Here is a 17400-nt window from a genome sequence, read left to right as displayed (position 1 = left end):
GCGTCCCCTTTTCCTGACGATCGCCGTCGCCGCTCCGTGGTGATCGCGCATGATGCTCGATAAGAGGACCGACCCATGTTCCAGTCCTGGACCTCTCCGTTACTGCGGCGCAACGAACCGGTTCTCATCGCGGTGCTGCTGGTCGCCATCGCCGTCTTCGGCTGGATCGATCCGCGTTTTCTGTCGACCGGCAATCTTGTCAGCATCGCGCAGCAGAGTGCGGTCATCGCCCTCATCTCTTTTGCCATGACGGCCGTGATCATCGCGCGCGGCATTGATATTTCCGTCGGCAGCAATCTTGCCTGCTCCGGCATCGCCGCGGGTCTTGCCTACACGGCAACCGGCTCGGCGAGCTTGAGCCTTCTCGCCGCGATCGGTGGCGGTGCCGCAATCGGTCTGCTCAATGGAACGCTGATCGGCTTTGCCGGCATCTCCCCATTCATCGCAACGCTCGCCACCATGGCGTTTGCGCGCGGCCTGGCGCTCAGCCTCTCCGGCGCATCCAGCATCGCGGTCGCCGATCCGGTCCTGCTTTTCGCGGGACGCGAGACGATCGGCCTCCTGCCGGTCTCCGTCATCATCGCCGCCATCTGCCTGGGCCTCTGGTGGTTCGTGCTCAATCGTACGGTCTACGGACGCTGGATCTATGCGGTCGGCGGAAATGCGGGCGCGGCGCGGGCCTCACTGGTTCCCGTCGACCTCGTGCGCATCTCCGTCTACCTGATTGCCGGTGCGACAGCCGGACTCGGCGCGATCCTCACCATCGGTCGTCTCGGTTCGGCACAGCCGCTTGCCGGCACCGGGCTCGAATTTACAGCCATCACAGCCGCGATCATCGGCGGCACGAAACTGTCCGGCGGCCAGGGCTCCATCTGGGGAACGGCGATCGGGGCGCTGCTGCTGGGCGTCATCAACACCGGCCTGTCCTTCCTGCAGGTACCGCAGATCCTGATCTATTTCGTGACCGCGAGCCTCATTCTGGTGGCCGTTCTCACCAGCCAGCCGGAGAGTGTCGCCGCCCTGTTCAAGACCGGTGGCCGCAAGTCCACCCCGTCGCCCCGCAACACCGCCGCAACACCGGTCGGCAAACACAGCATCGCCTTGCGCGGGCTTGGCAAGTCTTTTCCGGGCGTCAAAGCACTCGACGGTGTCAGCTTTGCCGTCTCGGCCGGTGAGGTAGTGGGACTTGCCGGCGAGAACGGGGCCGGGAAATCGACGCTGGTGAAGTGCATTTCCGGTCTGCATCGCCCGGACGAGGGTGAGATCATCATCGACGGCAACGCCGTCCAGTTCCACTCCCCCAGCGACGCCAAGGGCATCAGCGTCATCCATCAGCATTTCAGCCTTTCGCCGGACCTGACGGTGGCCGAGAATCTCTTCATCGGCCGCGAACCGCATACCCGCCTGGGATTTCTCGACCGGGCCCGGATGCGGCGAGATGCAAAATCCATCATGGACGAGCTGTCGCTCGACATCGACATTGGCGCGGAGCTGCGAACGCTTTCCGTCGGGCACCGGCAGATGGTGGAAATTGCCCGTGCCGTTCTGTCCGATGCCTGGTTCTTCATCATGGACGAGCCGACCAGCGCGCTCTCCAACCGCGAGCGCGACCAACTCTACGACCTGATCGACAGGCTGAGAGCTCGCGGCGCCGGCATCCTCTACATCTCGCACAAGATGGAGGAGATCTTCAGCCAGTGCGACCGCGTCGTCGTTCTGCGTGACGGACGCTTCATCGGCGAGCGCCAGACCCGCCAGACCAGCGAGGCCGAGATCGTCTCCATGATGGTCGGGCGCGATGTCGGCGACATCTTCCCCTATCTCGAAGCGCAAGTCGGCGAAACCGCGATCGAAATCAGCAACATCTCCGATGGCAAGCTCTTGAAGTCGGCCACGCTCAGCGTGTGCAGGGGCGAAATCGTCGCGCTCGCCGGCCTGATGGGAAGCGGCCGCTCCGAGGTGCTCAGGCTGATTGCCGGCCTCGAGACCATGCATGGCGGCACGCTCAGAATTTTCGGCGGGCAGCAGACCGGCGGCGACACCAAGGCCGCCAATCGCGCCGGCATCGTCTACATACCCGAAGACCGGCACCTGGAAGGATTCGTCGGCACGATGTCGATCAGGGACAACCTGTCCCTCGCCTGGATTCGCGACAACAGTCACTTCGGCCTGCTGAGACCTCGCCGCATCCTGGCACTCGCCCGCGATCTCATCGGCTCACTCGGCGTGCGGCCGGCCCAGCCCGACAAAATGACCATCGAGCTTTCGGGCGGCAATCAGCAGAAGGTCGTCATCGGCAAATGGCTTGCCACCAAACCGAAGATCATCCTGCTCGACGAGCCGACACGCGGCGTCGACGTCGGCGCGAAGTCCGAACTCCATCACCTGATCGCAAGATTGAAGGCCGAGGGCGCGGCGATCCTCATGGTGTCGAGCGAGTTGCCCGAGGTTCTCGGCGTTGCCGACCGCATCGTCGTCATGCGCGAAGGCCACTCTGTCGGCACGCTGGCTCGTGGGGCGACGGAAGAAGACGTGATGACGCTGGCCTTCGGTGATCGCACGATCACACCGCCAGCCTGCGCACCCCGGCCCAGCATCCAACCTGCACCATGCCTGTAAGGAGAACCCTTTGAGCAAGCTGAAGATCGCCATTGTCGGTGCCGGCTACATGGGCCTCCTGCATGCGCAGGTGGTTGCCGCGAGCCCTGTCGCGGAACTGTCGGCATTCGTTGATCCGAATGCTGCCACGGGGAGCAAGGCCGCGTCCGATTTCGGTGCCCGGCATTTCCGCGATGCCGCCACCGCGCTGGCCGCCAATGCCGCCGACGCCTATATCGTGGCGGCACCCGACACGCTGCATGAAGACGTCTGCCGCACGCTGCTCGATGCCGGCAAGCCGGTGCTGCTCGAAAAACCGATGGCTCACGATCTTTCCGCTGCCAAGGCGATTGCTAGAGCGGCGGAGAAAAACGGCGCGCGCCTGTTGGTCGGCCACATCCTGCGGTTCGACCCGCGCTATTGCGAGGCCGCGGCGGCGGTGAAATCCGGGCGGATCGGCGAGCCGATCCACGGCAGCAGCGGCCGTTTCACCAATCGCGAAGTCGGTCTTCGCATGAACGGAAACTCGAGCGTCTGCTTCTACCTCGGCGTGCACGACGTCGATGCGCTGCAATGGATCTCAGGTTCGGACATCATCGCCGTCTACTCTCGGCCCGTCGCCAAGCTCATGCCTTCGCTCGGAATTCGATCCGAAGACGCGATCTTCTCCACCGTCGAGCTGTCGAACGGAATGAGCGGACAGCTCTATTTCGGCTGGACGCTGCCACCGACCGTTCCGACCGGCATCTGGGCACGCACGGAAATCATCGGCACGGAAGGCATGATCGACCTCGACGTGCGCGACCACGGTCTACGCATCCTGTCGCGTGGACAGTGGTCGCAACCCGACGCCCTGCACTGGCCGACCGTCAATGGCCGTGTCACCGGGGATCTCTTCGAGGAGGTCCACCATTTCATTTCGGCGGTTCGCGACGACACCCCTTTCGTGATGCCGGTCGGCGACGCCCTGCGCGCCGTCGCCGTCAATGATGCCATCCTGCGCAGCGTCAAATCAGGCCTGCGCGAACCGGTCGAAGATTGGCACATCCGATGAGAGGATCCTCATGACCCGCCAACAGAACATCTGGTGCAGGCGCTTTCTCGACCTCTCGCCGTTGATCCTGCTGGTCATCCTGCTGGCGATCTTCGCGCTCATCGACGCCCGCATCGTTTCAACCGCCAGCCTCATCAACATCGTCGCCCAGGCGACCCCGATCGCCATCCTGGCGCTTGGGGCTCTGATCGTTCTGCTGACGGCGGGCATCGACCTGTCCGCCGGCGTCGGCGTCGCCTTCTGCGCCGTCTTCATCGCCAGCCTGATCGACGGCGGCGCCAGCCTGCCGCTTGCCCTGCTCGTCGGCTTTGCCGTGATGGTGGTGATCGGCCTCGCGAACGGCGCCGTTATCGCACTGTTGAAGATACCGCCCTTCGTGACGACACTGGCCACAATGGTCGCGCTGCAGGGCGCAACGCTTGCCGTTGCCTCCAAAGGCGTCCTGATGCTGAAGGATCCGACGCTTCGCGCGGTCGGCATCGAGCGCAGCTTCGGCATTCCCAATGTCATCTTCGCAACACTCCTGATCGTCGCCGTAGCAGCAATCCTGATGCGGCACAGCCGTTTCGGGCTGCGTACCTATGCGCTCGGGTCGGATGCCGGAGCCGCGGAACTTGCCGGCATCCCGGTGACGAAACACACGATCCTCGTCTATTGCGCCTCCAGTATCTTCGTCTTCCTGACGGCTGTGATCATGATCAGCCGGGTGCCTGTCGTGACGCCCAATATCGGTGGTACCTCGCTGCTTCTGGACGCGATCGCCGCTGCCGTGCTCGGCGGCACCAGTATTTTTGGCGGACGGGGAACGGTGTGGGGCGCGGTCGTCGGCGCCCTGATCGTCAGCCTGCTGACGACGGCGCTTCGGGTGTTCGGCACGGACCCGTCCAGCCTCGAACTCTACAAGGGGGCAATCATTATGGTCGCTCTCCTGGCCGATTCCGGCATGACCTACGCCAAGGCGCGGCTTGTCGAGGCAGCACGATGAACGAGCCAGCTCCGGCCTTGCCGATCCCGCCTGGATCCAGCTTTGCGCTGATGACCTCCCCGGATACGGAAAGACACGCGACAGCCGGCGTGCATAAACCCGTCGTCATTCTACCGCTCGGCGCTGTCGAGCAACATGGCCCGCATCTGCCGCTCGGCGTCGATTGCTGGCTTGCGGAAGCGGTTGCGCTCGCCGCGGCGGAAGGACAGGCTTCCATGCGTGTCGCCGAACCTTTCGCCTATGGCTCGTCCGAGCATCATCGCTCCTTCTCCGGCACGATGAGCCTCAGCCCGCAGACCTTCATCGCCGTTCTCGTCGATCTCTGCACCTGCCTTGCCGAAGACGGCTATCTGCCGGTCATGCTGAACGGGCATGGCGGAAACCGCGCCGCCATCCAGGTGGCGATCACCACCCTTGGTAAGCGTGGCATCGTCACGGCGGGTTTCTCGTATTTCGATCTCATCGCCGACCTGGCGGCGGAGGCCCTGCCCGATGCCGCTACAGGCACCGGTCACGCTTGTGCGCTTGAAACGTCGTTGATGATGCATGTGCTTGGCGACAGCGTTCGCCGCGATCTCATCCCGCCAGGCGGCACTCCGCCATCCTGGCCGGATCCTCACCTTTACGCCGCGCCGGCCGTCACCGTCTGGCGCCGTTTCGAAGCCATCCGCGGCAACGGCGTCATCGGTACGCCCTCGGAGGCGAGCGCGGAGGCCGGCAGCAGACTTTTCATCGCAGCCGTGGAACGCAGCCGCGCCGCCATTTTGAACATCCAATCCGAATTCGGCCAAAGGAACGCATGATGACAGTCCATTTCAAATCTTCTCTCGAAGGCCCCAACCTGCGCGGCATGGCGATCGTCTCGGAGCCGGAAGCAGCCGCCCGCATCGGCATCAACCGCATCGGCGGCGAGTGGATTGCCGGCAGCTCCGGCGAATTCCTGAAAATCGACAGTCCGTCGACGGGCGAGCATCTCGGCTATCTCTCGCTTTCCACCCGTGCCGATGTCGGCCGCGCGGTGAAAGCCGCCGAAGGCGCACGCGAGGCCATGCGCAAGATGGGAACCTTCGCGCGGGCTCAGCTGTGCATGCGCATCGCCGACGCGATCGACAGGCGCGCCGAGGAGCTCGCACGGCTGCTCTGCCTGGAACAGGGCAAGCCCTTCCACAGCGAAGCAAAGGCCGAAGCATCGGCGGCAGCTCTCGGTTTCCGCAATGCGGCAGAGCAGATGAAGTGGCTGGAGACGGCGGCGTTTCCGCTTGCCGATGCCAACAAGCGCGCCTTCAGCTTCCTGCAGCCGAAGGGCGTCTTTGCCATCATCACACCTTGGAATTTCCCGCTCGCCCTGCCCTGCCTCTATTATCTCGGACCGGCCATCGCAACGGGCAACACCGTCGTCTGGGTGCCGGCGCCGACGACGTCGCTGATTGCCACGGCACTTGTCGAATGCTTCATCGAGGCGGGCCTGCCGGACGGCGCCATCAATCTCGTTCTGGGTGACGGTGCGGAGGTGGGCGACGAGGCGGTCGTTCATCCGGGCACCCATGCCATCGGCTTCACCGGCAGTTCCGCCACCGGCGCGACGATCGCCCGGCGTGGAGCGGGCAAGCCGCTTCTGCTCGAAATGGGCGGCAACGGTCCGACCATCGTGCTGGCCGATGCCGATATCGACATGGCCGCCGCCCAGGTCGGGGCCGGCTGCTTTGCCAATGCCGGGCAGATCTGCACGGCCACCGAACGCGTGCTGGTGCATAAATCCGTCCATGACCGTTTCATCGAAGGTCTCGTGAAAGCGGCCGCGCAGGTGAAAATGGGCGACCCTTTCGATCCCGCGACGACGATGGGTCCGATCAACAATGCGGTGGCCGTCGACAAGGTGCTCAGCCACATCGCGGACGCCCGCGCGCGTGGCGCCGAGATCGTTACCGGCGGCAATGTGGCGTCGGGTTTTGCCACCAATCTCTATTTCGAGCCGTCGATCGTCACAGGACTGACCCGGGAAAGCCTGCTCAACGTCGAGGAATCCTTCGGGCCGATCGCACCCGTGCTGACCTTCGAGACCGACGAGGAGGCGATGGAACTTGCGGCGTCCAGCCCCTACGGTCTGTCGGCCGCGGTCTTCACCAGCACCATCAAGAACGCCTTTACCTTTGCTGAAAGCCTGAAGGTCGGCATCGTCAACATCAACGAGATGAGCTGCTATTGGGAGCCGCATATTCCTGCCGGCGGCGCCGCCGGGACGCAGAGCGGCCTCGGCCGCACCGGGGGTCGGCACACGCTGATGGAAATGTGCGACCTGAAGACGATTACCGTGGATATCACCCGCTGACATCCAAGGCCCGCGCCTTGTGCGCGGGCTTGCCCTCGAGCTGTCAGATGGACCGGCGCAGGCTGTCGGCCATTTTTTCGCCAATCATGATCGAGGTGAGATTGGTGTTTGCCTGGCAATCGAGCGGCATGATCGACGCATCGATAACCCGCAGTCCTTCCAAACCGTAGACCCGGCATTCCGGATCGACCACGGCCTCGCCGGGCCTTCCCATGCAACAGCCTCCGATCCCATGCTGCGCATCGGAAGACTGCGCCAGCAGGAAATTGTCGACCTCCTCGTCGCTTGCCGTTTCGAGCCATGACAAAGGCAGATCGGAATCCCCCAGCAGGACGCGCTCGGCGATCGCCTGGATCGGCGCCTGCCGGGCAATCTCGCCAAGGTGGCGATAGGCGATACGCATGCGCTGGAGATCCATTGGATCGTCCAGCATGTTCTCTTCCACGATCGGCTGGTCGAAAGGGTTGGCGGAACGCAGTTGCACGGTGCCGCGGCTCTTGGCCTCCATCAGGATCAGATTGACCATGGCCTCGCCGAACTGGGCGCTGTCGGACTCCACGCCGATACCGCCATGGTTCATGGCGACGTAGAGAATGTCGTCGCGCTCAGCGCCCGGCACGCCCGAACTCATCCGCACACAGCAGTTGGTATGCCGCGCGTCGACATCGGTCGCCTTGAATCCCGGCTTCAGCTTCAGTTCGATGCGGCAATAAGGATGGTCGAAGAAACCTTCGCCGACCGGCAGGTTGGCAAGCACCTCGATGTCCTTTCGTTTCAAGAGAGCCGCGGGACCGATGCCCGAGCGCTGCAGGATGACCGGAGAGTGGATGGCGCCGGCCGAGACGATGACCAGCGGCGCCTCGAATTTGCGAACTAGCCCGGCCACGATGGCCAAAACGCCGATCGCTTTCCTGCCATCGAAAAGCACCTTGTCCACCGTCGCCTGCCCGATGATGGTAAGGTTCGGCCGGTCGCGGGCAGCTTCCAGATAGCCGTCATTGACCGACACGCGCTTGCCGGCTCGACTGTTGATGGGATAGGTGCAAGCCCCTTCGGCATCCGGAGCATTGAGATCGTCATGCCAGGGATGGCCGAGAGCCATCGCGCTTTGGCGCATGGCCTTGTCGACGCTGCCCCAGCTTTCGACAGGCGCGCGGTAGATCGGAATCGGGCCGCCGCTGCCGTGAAAATTGGCCGCGATCGGGTCATCCTCCAGGCGGCAGAAGAAGGGCAGCACGTCGGCTCCCGACCAGCCCTTGCATCCGATTTCCTCCCAGCGGTCGAATGCATGGAGCACACCGCGAATGGCAATCTGCCCATTGACGGCCGTCGAACCGCCAAGCCCCTTGCCGCGCCAGTAGACCCGGTGTTCCTGCCGCTTCGTGCGACGAGCCATCAGGTCGGGATACATGTATTGTTGCTGAAAATGGTCGGGAAGAAGCAGGTTGAAGGGATTTGGGCTCGCCATCTCGGCAGGTTGCTCGCCGCTCCGGTAGTCCGGCCCCGCTTCCAGCAAAAGCACGTTCGTGGCAGCATCTTCGGTTAGCCGGGCAGCAAGAACAGCTCCGGCTGCGCCGGCTCCGATAACGATGACATCAAAGGGCATGCCGCACTCCCTACATCCGATCAATGCACGGCTGACTCGACCGCGACATCATGTTGATTTCATTTGCGCACGATCATCTGCTGGCATTCAGGCTCAGCGATGTACGCCGGAACCAACCACCTTAGCCGCGCTGCACGGCTGCAAGATCATCATGATTTGTTTTATATGTAAATATGATTTCGTATATGAACTACCATCTACTCCATATGGCGCGACGAACCCCGGTGCTCTCCGTCACTGCCGGCGATTCTCACACCGTCATCGTCCATCGCCTTTTGATAGCGATCGGTCTCGACAAAAGCGGTATTTGGCGTGCTGCCCCTTCCGAGTCGCGCCCAGGGAACAACTGCTTCCATGGAAAGTTAGTCCATGGCTACACCGCCGGTGAGCTTTCATGACAATCCAAGGGAGACAAATCATGGCGACTGCAAAAAGAGCGACGACAAAAGGACTGGAGGCTTTGTTCCTCGATGGGCTGAAGGACATTTACTACGCTGAAAAGAAGATACTCAAAGCCTTGCCAAAGATGGCAAAGGGCGCCGAATCCGAGGAGGTGGCCGCGGCCTTTGAGAAACATCGCATGGAAACCGAAGGCCAGGTCGATCGGCTCGAGCAAGTGTTCGAACTTATGGACAAACCGGCCCGCGGCAAGACCTGTCCGGCGATCGACGGCATTCTTGAGGAAGGGTCGGAAATTCTCGACGAATACAAGGGTGACCCGGCGCTGGATGCAGGACTGGTCGGCGCGGCACAGGCCGTCGAGCACTATGAAATCGCGCGCTATGGCACGTTGGTCGCGTGGGCTGAACAGCTTGGCAAGAGCGACGTGGTCAAGCTCCTCAACGAGACATTGAAAGAGGAGGTCGCGACGGACGAAGCGCTTTCCGGGCTGGGCGAAGGCGGTGTCAATGAGCGCGCCCTGCAACAAGCTGCCTGACTGGGTGTCGTCGCCCCGGCGCCAAGCCGCCGGGCGACTTCGCGACCCGGCCTCGCGCCCTCTTCGTCGGTACCCTTCAGATGCAATCAGACCCACCCCGATACTTCGGGGTGGGTCTGCTGAAATCACACGCGATCAGCGGTTTTGTGGCTTTGTTCGCCAGCTTTCACATGCTGTTCGTGGGTTCCACCACGCATGCCGGATCCATCGCCCTGCTGCCGTTGACCACCACCAGAGGCCTGCTGTTGCTGACGGTTTTTGTTGTCGGCGTTCTTGTGGCTCTGCTGGCCTGCCTTCACGTGCTGTTCGTGGCTACCACCTTGATTAGGCATTGTTCTTCTCCTTCGCAATCCGCGAGGCGACAACCGCCTCGATTGCCTAAGACGAGTCAGGCGCGAACGTTCCCTCACGTAATATTTTGTGAAGACCATCAGACAAAGCCCACGGCGTTCGAAGGCGCCCGAGATGGATGCCGGATTTATTTCTGGCGTTGGCAACGAGTTCATCTTGGCCGTGACCGACGTTGCCGGCGGATCTCATGCCTGTGCCCACCAGGAGGAAAATGCATGTCATTCCGATCCGAGAGATTTACAACCACTTTGACCTATAGCGACGATGAAAGAGCGCAGGCCGCCGCAGCGCTCTATCAATACAACATCGCACAGACCGGGATCGACGACCGAGCTGATATCGGAGCGGAGCTTCGCGACCAGTCAGGAAAGACCTGGGGCGGGCTTTGGGGCAGGACGGAGCTTGGGCTCCTGTTTCTCGACATGTTCTTCCTGCCTGAGCAGTTGCGTGGCCAATCCTTTGGCTCACAACTTCTCACGACGATCGAGGAAGAAGCCATCCGGCGGGGCTGCAAGAAGGCCGTCGTGGAGACGAGCAGTTTCCAGGCGCCGCTATTCTACATGCAGCACGGGTTCGAGGAATTCGGCAAAGTCGAATTCGGGATCCCTGGACATGCCCGAGTCTTCCTTCGGAAAGATCTGCTGTAAGTCTTGGGACAGGGCGCACGGATGGCCATCGGCTAGTTGTTTCAAACGCCAGATGCTCTGGAACAAATCGACGAGTGCGGAGTTAAACGCGTCGCGACGCGCAGTCTTGCAGCGACGTGTCGAATAGAGTGCATCCCGCTGGAGAGGCATGTGCGTACTGGACATTTCAGAAAGCCGATTATCATTCAACCTGGCCGGATAGACCGCGACAGGGTTGTGGTTTCGGTGTCGGACGCAGCCGAAGTGCTGCTGCGGGACTGGCCAAAGCCGACATCCGAGAGGCGTCTTGCCGCGATCAGAGCGTGCCTTGCCGTCATGCGAGGCGAAAAGCCTACAAGGACCGCACGACAGGCGTTCATCGTTGCGGCCAAGGACGCCAAGATTCTGCTGAGCGAGCAAGTCTGACCGTGGTGGGTCGCCTCGCCGGTGCCTGCAAGTGCGACTCTGCCGAGATTGGTTCGAAAGGGAGAAATCATGATCAAGGTTTCAAGTCCCACGCCTGCCGCGGCCAGAAGCGAAGTTCAGGCAGGAGCAACGCAGGACAAAACGCCGGGGTTCGATCCCGCCATTGCCCCGCTTGAGACAGACGCCGAGGCCGCGGACACGCAAAATCCGGTCGCTGGGACAAGTCCGCCGCGCACTCGCCCAAAATTCGAAAACGATGCCAGCTTTGCCAATGCCATGCGCCCGGTCGAAGGCGAGCCGGAACTGCGGCCCGGCGGCAACTGGCCGGTGTTGGTAATTGCAGCTGTCGTTTTGATAGCAGCCGTGGTTTTCCTGACGGCAGGCATGCTGCGCTGAGAATGATCCCGACGATGCGGCACCACGACCTATTCCTGGAGGTCTGGTGCGCCCTTCATGCCCGAGAGTTCGGTCATTGGGCACAGCAGCCGCGGTCGCGCGGGATCGGAAATGTCGAGCTTGTTCCAAGGGATGCGATATAGACCGTCGCGGCGGCGCAATCGGAAAAGATCCAGCACTGCCACGCCTATGGCCGAGGCCGAGAGGCGCTCGAAAGCGGCGTAGACCCCGACATGGAATTCGGTGACGACGAAATCGTCACCATCCCGTTCGGCGTGGATCTCCTCGATATAGCCGACATTCTTGCCGCGCTGCGAGAGTACGCGTCGCCCAGCCAGATGCTCAAGATTGACGGTGGTCATCATCAAGCTCCCGGAATGCGCCCGATGACATGGTCGCGCAACCAGTCCTGCCAGGCGAAGATCGACGTTTCTCGCACATCGATGTCGAACTCGATATCGATGCCGATATCTTTTACCTTGTGCCAGGCGATCCGATGGGGCTCGCCATGCTGCTTGCCACCCAGCTTGACCGCGAGCCGCGCCATCCACCGCCCAGGCCGTGCGCCGAGGCGACGTGCCAGGGTGATGGAGCCGAGCTCGATGGCAATGATCCGAGGCGGCTTGCCAGGCCGTAACTCCGCCACCAGCCCGTCGACCTTGCCGATCTTGATCTGCTCGCGGTTGACCACCTGCTTGTCGAGGAGATCACGCAGCAACTTCATCATGTGCCTCCGAATATCTGCAGCGGGATGGTCACCACCGCCAGTACGAAGCCGAGCGCGATGATGAAGATGACGGCGGCATTCGACAAAATGCCATTGCGATGCTCGCCGACATAACGTTTGTCGTTCAGCAGAAACAGGAAAGGAACGACCGTCAGCGGCAGGCTGGCTGCCGTCAGCGCCATGGAGAAGATGGTGAGCCTCAGCGGATCGAGACCAAGCGCGATGGGAATAGCCGCCAAAAGCAATGATATCGTGTAGGTGGCGCTGAAACCCGGATCGTCGCGCGGCTTGCGATCCTCGCCCCAATTCCAGCCGAAACCCTGGGCCACAAGATAGGCCTGCTGCAACCCGACCTCTAGTGCGGCGCCGAAGCAGGCAATGGCGAGGGAGGCAACAAACAGCACGAAGCCCCAGAAGCCGAATATAGGTATCAGCATCAACGGCAACTGGTGATAGTCATCCACTTGGGTGACGCCATGCGTGGCGAGCACGAGAGCGGCCACGATCAACACGCCGATCGAGATGGTCCCCCCGAAAGTCATGCCCAACCCCGCTATGGCCCGATTGGCTCCGAGATAGCTTTTGTCCCACCGATCCTCGATGGCCCCCGAGGAATAGAACATGAAGAGGTAGGGCGATATCGAGGCGCCGAGAATGCTGACCGCCATGAACCAGTAATTGGCGGCATCGTGGACCGGCAGCGAAGGCACGGCGCCCCTTGCGACTGCCGTCCAATCGGGTCTCAGCGTCACCGCTCCGACGACGAAACACAGCGTCACCAGACCGAGAATAGATACGCCCTTCTCGATGAAGCCGAACGTGCCTTTCCAAAGCAGCAGCCACGCCAACAAAGCCACCGGCAGTGCCCACCACTGGAAGCCTATGCCGGTGGCAAATTCGAGTGCAATGGCGACGCCGCCGATCTCGGCGGACAGCACCAGGAAATTGACCAGCAGGGCGGCAAGCAACGGCCATAGAAAGACATTGAAGCCGAATCTCTCGCGGATGCCGTCGGAGATCGTGTGATGGCTCACGGCCGCGAACCGGCCGGACATTTCGACAAGGAAGATGATGCAGATGGTGCCGAGCACCACCGCCCAGATCAACTGGAAGCCAAACATCGCGCCTGCCTGCGCCGCCGTCGCCATGGACCCAACTTCGAGGAAGCCGCCGACGCTGATGACGACGCCGAGGGATATTTCCAAGAGCTTCTTCATGGCTTCGGCGCGAAATAGTTGGCGTAGGCGGTAGCGAGCGAACGCGACGCCAGCCGTAGATCCTGTTGCGCATCTTGGACTTCCGGCCGGTCGCCCGCCTGCAATCCGGCCTCTGCACGTGCCACCGCGACCGACAAATCGTTGACTGCCTTTGTCAGCGAAGCTTGCTCGGCGGGTTCACTGGTTTCGGCGGACCGGATTTGCGCCCCGGCATCGGCAAGCGTCTTGCCGATCGATTGCAGCGTACCCGCCGTGTATGCGGTCGGCGCCGCCCCTGCCGCCCAGGCGTCCAGCGCCATCAACACGGTCTGCGATGCGGAGGCCGCTGTTCGTGATTGCTGCTCGATCTGATCGGAAGACGAGCATGCCGACAACATCATCAACAGCAAGCACAAGCAGTCGAGCCTGAGATAGCGGCGTCTAACGATCAAATCAGGCGTTTGGTGCGCCACCGAATAGTCTCCCCCGACCCAACAAAACCGTGGCCGGCGTAAATCTGATCTAGAGCGCTCGTCGGGTCCGTCAACGACCGCGCCCGCCGATCCGGAGCACGCGGCGGCGAGCCAGGTCCCGATCGGTTTCAATTGCCGCATCAGCGTAAGCTGAAGGTCAGGCGGGGCGATCCCCGTTCGGAGCGTCTTGGATTCTATATTCGTGAATGAGGCCGAGAACCTGAGTTCTGACTGTGTCGCGCGCGTCGGGCTGGATGAAAAACATCAGCCGTTCGACCGCTTCAACGACTGCTTCGGGCAGATCCGAAACCGCATCGGTGAATTCGCTGCCATGCTCGTACATATTGTCCGTCAGTTTCTTGTCGAGGTCGGAAAGGATGCCCATCATCCACACTCCAGATCCGTGCTGTATCGAACTCACTTCGGCACCGTCACCGCGACGCCGCCTCGCCTGTTGCTGCCGGCCGTCGATCACTGCTGCCCCGGCATTTCCGTGTTTTCCCTGGGATTTTTCTGGACGCCGGCAGCCGGGGCGGTATCCGCGGGGGCATTGCCGCCCTGGTTCTGCTCCGGCGCGCGTTTCAGCGGGGATGTCTGCCAGCCCAGATCAACGTAGAAAAAGCCGACGACGAAACCGACAATGATGACCGCCGCTATCACCAGCGAGATTATTGCGTTGCGTCGCTCCATAGGCCTAGCCGCCACTTGGCTTGGGAGATGCTGGCTGGGTTGGCTGCGTGCCCTGCTGCTCACCGCCGGTGCTGGTCTGCGGTGTCGGGTTGGTATCCGTCGTGGGATTCTTGTCGACCGGCTGGCTGTTCGTGGTATCCGTCTTGGACTTGGCTGGATCGGCATTGTCGTTGCACCCCGCCAAGGCGAGCAATGCCGCCAACATCAAAAACACTGCTCTCATGCTGATTTCTCCTGGGTGAGTCCGGGCGAAGCCGCCTGCCAATGGCCTATTCGGTCGAACCGCACCGAGAGCCCTTGTTTGACCGCGCTTCTAGCCAGCAGATGGTCCAGTTCGGCGTCTTCGATCGGGCTTCGTACGACCTGGCGAATGGCTTTGCAGGCAAGTTCGGTCGAGACGAAATCATATCTCCTGCTCCTGGCGACAACGTATTGTTCGACCAGCATCTTCACGCGCCTGAGCGCGATTTCTTCGGCGTATTGCATTTTGTTCCTCCTCGCGCCGAACTACGGAAGGGGTACGTTGTTCCCACCCGAACTTAAAAACATGACCGCCGACTTCACGGGAAAGCCCGCGCTCCCCTAGCAGGGACGCGCGGGCTGGATCAGGCTGAGGGGGACCCGATCGTGCAGCATCAAACAAGGGGAGCAAAGACGCTGCACGGATTTCGAACTCGCATAGACCTGAGTTGTTCCACCTCTCCACGCCGCGTTGTGCATGGCTTGGATGAACTCAAGAACGTTGTCACGGCCTGCATAGGCCACGCATTCAACCTCTCCGCACGGAACAATCAGCCCCTATAGCGGTTCGGCCGAAGCGAAGTTCGGAGGACGTGATGACGAATGAAAAGTTGGCCGTGGTGACGGGCGCCTCAAGCGGCATCGGCAAGGAACTCGCCAAACTGTGCGCCAAGGACGGCTACCACCTGATCATAGCCGCCGACGAACCCGCGATCCAGCAGGCTGCCGCGGCGCTCGGTTCGCATGGTGTGACTGTCGAAGCTATTGAGGCTGATCTGGCGACCGAGGAAGGTGTCGATCGTTTGATCGCCGGGATCGGCGATCGCGATGTCGACCTGTTGTTCCTGAATGCCGGACGTGGGCTCGGCCGTGGTTTCGTCGATCAGGATTGGAAAAAAATCCGCCGCGTCATCGACACCAACATCACCGGGACCGTCTATCTCGCGCATCAACTCGGAGCTAGGATGGCACGCCGCGGCCGAGGCCGCATCCTCTTCACAGGATCGATCGCTGGCTTCATGCCCGGCACTTTTCAGGCCGTCTACAACGGCACCAAGGCCTTCATCGATTCCTTCTCGATCGCACTGCGTCATGAGTTGCAGGACACAGGAGTCACCGTCACCGTGCTGATGCCCGGGGCCACACAGACGCGGTTCTTCGAACGCGCCGAAATGATGGATACCAAGGTCGGCACCGATGAGAAGGACAATCCCGCCGATGTCGCCAAAGCAGGCTACGAGGCGATGATGGACCGCGAGGAACAAGTCATCAGCGGTTGGAAGAATAAGCTGCAGGTCGCCGCAGCGCATGTGACGCCGGCAGGCACGCTGGCCGAACAGCACCGCAAGATGGCCGAGCCGGGTTCCGCATCCAAAGACTGATCAATCCGGCATCACGGCAGCAAATCCCATGTGCCGACCTGTATGTCGGCGGATTGCTGCAGACGTTCAGACGGTGCCTTTTACCCGATTTGCCCTTCAACCTTCTTCCAACAAAGGAGCAACCTCATGAAAGCGCTCACATGGCACGGCAAAGGCGATATCCGATGCGAACAGGTGGCTGATCCCGCTATCGAGGATGACCGCGACGTCATCATCAAAGTCACCTGTTGCGCCATATGCGGCTCGGACCTGCATCTGATGAACGGATATATGCCGACCATGGAATCTGGCGATGTGCTCGGACACGAGACCATGGGCGAGGTCGTCGAAGTCGGCCGCGGCCATTCGAAATTTAGAAAGGGCGACCGCATCGTGGTGCCTTTCAACATCTCATGCGGTGAATGCTGGTTTTGCCAGAAGGGGCTGTTCTCGCTTTGCGACAGGTCCAATCCCAATGCCAAACAGGCCGCCGAAGTGATGGGACAATCCCCGGCTGGCCTGTTCGGCTATTCGCATCTGGTCGGCGGCTATTGGGGCGGACAGGCAGAATATCTGCGCGTGCCCTTCGCCGATGTCGGTCCGATAAAGGTGCCCGATGGAATGGACGATGAACAGGTGCTGTTCCTCTCCGACATCTTCCCGACCGGCTACATGGCGGCTGAAAACGCCGGCATCGAGCCAGGCGATACCGTCGCTATATGGGGCTGCGGTCCGGTCGGCCAGTTCGCCATCCAGAGCGCATGGATGCTCGGCGCCGGCCGCGTCATTGCCATAGACAAGGTGCCGGAGCGGCTGGCGATGGCTCGCGAGCACGGCAAGGCCGAGACGCTCGACTTCAGCAACTCCGACATCTACGACGCATTGATGGCGATGACCGATGGCCGCGGCCCGGATCGCTGCATCGACTGTGTCGGGACGGAGTCCGATCCCGGCGCCAGTGCCGACGCCATGCTCGACAAGGTCAAGGCTGCCGTCTATCTCGGCACCGACAGGCCGCATGTACTGCGCGAAGCAATCTACTCCTGCCGCAAAGGCGGCACCATCTCGGTGCCCGGCGTCTATATCGGCCTCGTCGATCACATTCCGTTCGGCGCCGCCATGAACAAGGGCCTGACCTTCCGAATGGGTCAGACGCACACTCAACGCTATCTTGAACCGCTCCTGGCCATGGTCCAGAAGGGCGACATCGATCCCTCCTTCGTGATCACGCACCGGGCGGATCTCGAAGCCGGGCCGGATCTCTACAAGACGTTCCGCGACAAGCAGGATGGCTGCATCAAGGTGGTGATGCGACCGCATGGCTGAGACGTCGGGATCTCGCACCAGGTCTGCCCTGGGCAAGTCCGCGGCCGTGGGTCGCAGCGGAGCCATTGGCATCTGGAAC

At 61.8% G+C, this 17400-nt stretch carries 21 protein-coding genes; 11 read left to right on the top strand and 10 right to left on the bottom strand.

The genetic code is table 11. The features are described 5' to 3' along the window. Positions 1 to 75 precede the first annotated feature (75 nt). The 5 genes from AC0L3E_RS03355 to AC0L3E_RS03335 are packed head-to-tail and all read left to right on the top strand — an operon-like array spanning position 76 to position 6966. Positions 76 to 2619, top strand: coding sequence for an ATP-binding cassette domain-containing protein (locus AC0L3E_RS03355; protein WP_473604209.1), 2544 nt, complete (start codon positions 76 to 78; stop codon positions 2617 to 2619). A 10-nt stretch (positions 2620 to 2629) separates the two neighbouring features. Continuing rightward, a complete protein-coding gene (locus AC0L3E_RS03350) occupies positions 2630 to 3652 on the top strand; it encodes a Gfo/Idh/MocA family protein (protein WP_128307637.1) in 1023 nt (340 codons plus the stop codon). Between the two features lie 10 nt (positions 3653 to 3662). After that, on the top strand, positions 3663 to 4637 hold the full coding sequence (locus AC0L3E_RS03345; protein ID WP_024503985.1) for an ABC transporter permease: 975 nt from the start codon (positions 3663 to 3665) through the stop codon (positions 4635 to 4637). Next, a complete protein-coding gene (locus AC0L3E_RS03340) occupies positions 4634 to 5440 on the top strand; it encodes a creatininase family protein (RefSeq protein WP_127323041.1) in 807 nt (268 codons plus the stop codon). Before AC0L3E_RS03345 ends, AC0L3E_RS03340 begins: the two co-directional genes overlap by 4 nt. After that, on the top strand, positions 5440 to 6966 hold the full coding sequence (locus AC0L3E_RS03335) for an aldehyde dehydrogenase family protein (RefSeq protein ID WP_128307636.1): 1527 nt from the start codon (positions 5440 to 5442) through the stop codon (positions 6964 to 6966). The genes AC0L3E_RS03340 and AC0L3E_RS03335 overlap by 1 nt, the downstream gene beginning before the upstream one ends. A 43-nt stretch (positions 6967 to 7009) precedes the next feature. Here the strand turns inward: AC0L3E_RS03335 and AC0L3E_RS03330 are convergent, their stop codons facing one another. Continuing rightward, positions 7010 to 8572, bottom strand: a complete 1563-nt coding sequence (locus AC0L3E_RS03330) for a GMC family oxidoreductase (RefSeq protein WP_128307635.1) — start codon at positions 8570 to 8572, stop codon at positions 7010 to 7012. Positions 8573 to 8990: 418 nt separating this feature from the next. Between AC0L3E_RS03330 and AC0L3E_RS03325 the strand changes: the two genes are divergently transcribed. Beyond that, positions 8991 to 9509, top strand: a complete 519-nt coding sequence (locus tag AC0L3E_RS03325) for a YciE/YciF ferroxidase family protein (RefSeq protein ID WP_127268257.1) — start codon at positions 8991 to 8993, stop codon at positions 9507 to 9509. A gap of 125 nt (positions 9510 to 9634) precedes the next feature. Here the strand turns inward: AC0L3E_RS03325 and AC0L3E_RS03320 are convergent, their stop codons facing one another. Next, positions 9635 to 9841, bottom strand: coding sequence for a hypothetical protein (locus AC0L3E_RS03320; RefSeq protein WP_473604208.1), 207 nt, complete (start codon positions 9839 to 9841; stop codon positions 9635 to 9637). Between the two features lie 267 nt (positions 9842 to 10108). Here AC0L3E_RS03320 and AC0L3E_RS03315 point away from each other — a divergent pair, with 267 nt between their 5' ends. The 3 genes from AC0L3E_RS03315 (at position 10109) to AC0L3E_RS03305 (ending at position 11308) form a co-directional block, all read left to right on the top strand. Continuing rightward, positions 10109 to 10507 (top strand): GNAT family N-acetyltransferase, encoded by a 399-nt coding sequence (locus AC0L3E_RS03315; protein ID WP_245463656.1) that lies wholly within the window; start codon positions 10109 to 10111, stop codon positions 10505 to 10507. A 150-nt stretch (positions 10508 to 10657) separates the two neighbouring features. Continuing rightward, complete coding sequence (locus AC0L3E_RS03310; RefSeq protein WP_127268255.1) at positions 10658 to 10912, top strand: DUF982 domain-containing protein; 255 nt, start codon at positions 10658 to 10660, stop codon at positions 10910 to 10912. A 69-nt stretch (positions 10913 to 10981) separates the two neighbouring features. Next, positions 10982 to 11308 (top strand): hypothetical protein, encoded by a 327-nt coding sequence (locus AC0L3E_RS03305; RefSeq protein WP_127322793.1) that lies wholly within the window; start codon positions 10982 to 10984, stop codon positions 11306 to 11308. 29 nt (positions 11309 to 11337) lie between these two features. Here AC0L3E_RS03305 and AC0L3E_RS03300 read toward each other — a convergent pair whose 3' ends face one another. The 8 genes from AC0L3E_RS03300 to AC0L3E_RS03265 all read right to left on the bottom strand — a co-directional run bounded on the left by AC0L3E_RS03300 (position 11338) and on the right by AC0L3E_RS03265 (position 14880). Then, positions 11338 to 11670: a hypothetical protein gene (locus AC0L3E_RS03300; RefSeq protein WP_127292269.1), complete on the bottom strand. Its 333-nt coding sequence runs from the start codon at positions 11668 to 11670 to the stop codon at positions 11338 to 11340. A 2-nt stretch (positions 11671 to 11672) separates the two neighbouring features. Next, positions 11673 to 12032 carry a hypothetical protein gene (locus tag AC0L3E_RS03295; protein ID WP_473604207.1) on the bottom strand — a complete coding sequence of 120 codons (360 nt, stop codon included), beginning with the start codon at positions 12030 to 12032 and terminating at the stop codon, positions 11673 to 11675. Further along, positions 12032 to 13252: an Nramp family divalent metal transporter gene (locus AC0L3E_RS03290; protein WP_473604206.1), complete on the bottom strand. Its 1221-nt coding sequence runs from the start codon at positions 13250 to 13252 to the stop codon at positions 12032 to 12034. The genes AC0L3E_RS03295 and AC0L3E_RS03290 overlap by 1 nt, the downstream gene beginning before the upstream one ends. Beyond that, the gene (locus AC0L3E_RS03285) at positions 13249 to 13845 is read right to left on the bottom strand and encodes a hypothetical protein (protein WP_292560326.1); all 597 of its coding nucleotides are present in this window, start codon (positions 13843 to 13845) and stop codon (positions 13249 to 13251) included. The genes AC0L3E_RS03290 and AC0L3E_RS03285 overlap by 4 nt, the downstream gene beginning before the upstream one ends. Before the next feature lie 16 nt (positions 13846 to 13861). Beyond that, positions 13862 to 14092 (bottom strand): hypothetical protein, encoded by a 231-nt coding sequence (locus AC0L3E_RS03280; protein ID WP_031212583.1) that lies wholly within the window; start codon positions 14090 to 14092, stop codon positions 13862 to 13864. 83 nt (positions 14093 to 14175) lie between these two features. Further along, positions 14176 to 14394 carry a hypothetical protein gene (locus AC0L3E_RS03275; RefSeq protein WP_473604205.1) on the bottom strand — a complete coding sequence of 73 codons (219 nt, stop codon included), beginning with the start codon at positions 14392 to 14394 and terminating at the stop codon, positions 14176 to 14178. A gap of 4 nt (positions 14395 to 14398) precedes the next feature. Continuing rightward, on the bottom strand, positions 14399 to 14617 hold the full coding sequence (locus AC0L3E_RS03270; protein ID WP_473604204.1) for a hypothetical protein: 219 nt from the start codon (positions 14615 to 14617) through the stop codon (positions 14399 to 14401). After that, positions 14614 to 14880, bottom strand: coding sequence for a hypothetical protein (locus tag AC0L3E_RS03265; protein ID WP_473604203.1), 267 nt, complete (start codon positions 14878 to 14880; stop codon positions 14614 to 14616). The genes AC0L3E_RS03270 and AC0L3E_RS03265 overlap by 4 nt, the downstream gene beginning before the upstream one ends. A 350-nt stretch (positions 14881 to 15230) precedes the next feature. Between AC0L3E_RS03265 and AC0L3E_RS03260 the strand changes: the two genes are divergently transcribed. Beyond that, entirely contained in the window at positions 15231 to 16016 is a 786-nt protein-coding gene (locus AC0L3E_RS03260) for an SDR family NAD(P)-dependent oxidoreductase (protein WP_473604202.1), read from the top strand. 126 nt (positions 16017 to 16142) lie between these two features. Beyond that, positions 16143 to 17321: a zinc-dependent alcohol dehydrogenase gene (locus AC0L3E_RS03255; protein WP_473604201.1), complete on the top strand. Its 1179-nt coding sequence runs from the start codon at positions 16143 to 16145 to the stop codon at positions 17319 to 17321. Positions 17322 to 17400: the final 79 nt, after the last annotated feature.

The sequence above is a fragment of the Mesorhizobium sp. WSM4822 genome (assembly GCF_055811155.1).
This window is presented reverse-complemented; position numbering and strand designations above follow the sequence as displayed.

Bases quoted from the DNA above. Each gene is read 5' to 3' on its own strand.
- AC0L3E_RS03355 (WP_473604209.1), top strand. From the start codon at position 76: ATGTTCCAGTCCTGGACCTCTCCGTTACTGCGGCGCAACGAACCGGTT.
- AC0L3E_RS03345 (WP_024503985.1), top strand. From the start codon at position 3,663: ATGACCCGCCAACAGAACATCTGGTGCAGGCGCTTTCTCGACCTCTCG.
- AC0L3E_RS03340 (WP_127323041.1), top strand. From the start codon at position 4,634: ATGAACGAGCCAGCTCCGGCCTTGCCGATCCCGCCTGGATCCAGCTTT.
- AC0L3E_RS03335 (WP_128307636.1), top strand. From the start codon at position 5,440: ATGACAGTCCATTTCAAATCTTCTCTCGAAGGCCCCAACCTGCGCGGC.
- AC0L3E_RS03330 (WP_128307635.1), bottom strand. From the start codon at position 8,572: ATGCCCTTTGATGTCATCGTTATCGGAGCCGGCGCAGCCGGAGCTGTT.
- AC0L3E_RS03325 (WP_127268257.1), top strand. From the start codon at position 8,991: ATGGCGACTGCAAAAAGAGCGACGACAAAAGGACTGGAGGCTTTGTTC.
- AC0L3E_RS03320 (WP_473604208.1), bottom strand. From the start codon at position 9,841: ATGCCTAATCAAGGTGGTAGCCACGAACAGCACGTGAAGGCAGGCCAG.
- AC0L3E_RS03305 (WP_127322793.1), top strand. From the start codon at position 10,982: ATGATCAAGGTTTCAAGTCCCACGCCTGCCGCGGCCAGAAGCGAAGTT.
- AC0L3E_RS03300 (WP_127292269.1), bottom strand. From the start codon at position 11,670: ATGACCACCGTCAATCTTGAGCATCTGGCTGGGCGACGCGTACTCTCG.
- AC0L3E_RS03295 (WP_473604207.1), bottom strand. From the start codon at position 12,032: ATGAAGTTGCTGCGTGATCTCCTCGACAAGCAGGTGGTCAACCGCGAG.
- AC0L3E_RS03290 (WP_473604206.1), bottom strand. From the start codon at position 13,252: ATGAAGAAGCTCTTGGAAATATCCCTCGGCGTCGTCATCAGCGTCGGC.
- AC0L3E_RS03285 (WP_292560326.1), bottom strand. From the start codon at position 13,845: ATGCGGCAATTGAAACCGATCGGGACCTGGCTCGCCGCCGCGTGCTCC.
- AC0L3E_RS03280 (WP_031212583.1), bottom strand. From the start codon at position 14,092: ATGATGGGCATCCTTTCCGACCTCGACAAGAAACTGACGGACAATATG.
- AC0L3E_RS03275 (WP_473604205.1), bottom strand. From the start codon at position 14,394: ATGGAGCGACGCAACGCAATAATCTCGCTGGTGATAGCGGCGGTCATC.
- AC0L3E_RS03270 (WP_473604204.1), bottom strand. From the start codon at position 14,617: ATGAGAGCAGTGTTTTTGATGTTGGCGGCATTGCTCGCCTTGGCGGGG.
- AC0L3E_RS03265 (WP_473604203.1), bottom strand. From the start codon at position 14,880: ATGCAATACGCCGAAGAAATCGCGCTCAGGCGCGTGAAGATGCTGGTC.
- AC0L3E_RS03260 (WP_473604202.1), top strand. From the start codon at position 15,231: ATGACGAATGAAAAGTTGGCCGTGGTGACGGGCGCCTCAAGCGGCATC.
- AC0L3E_RS03255 (WP_473604201.1), top strand. From the start codon at position 16,143: ATGAAAGCGCTCACATGGCACGGCAAAGGCGATATCCGATGCGAACAG.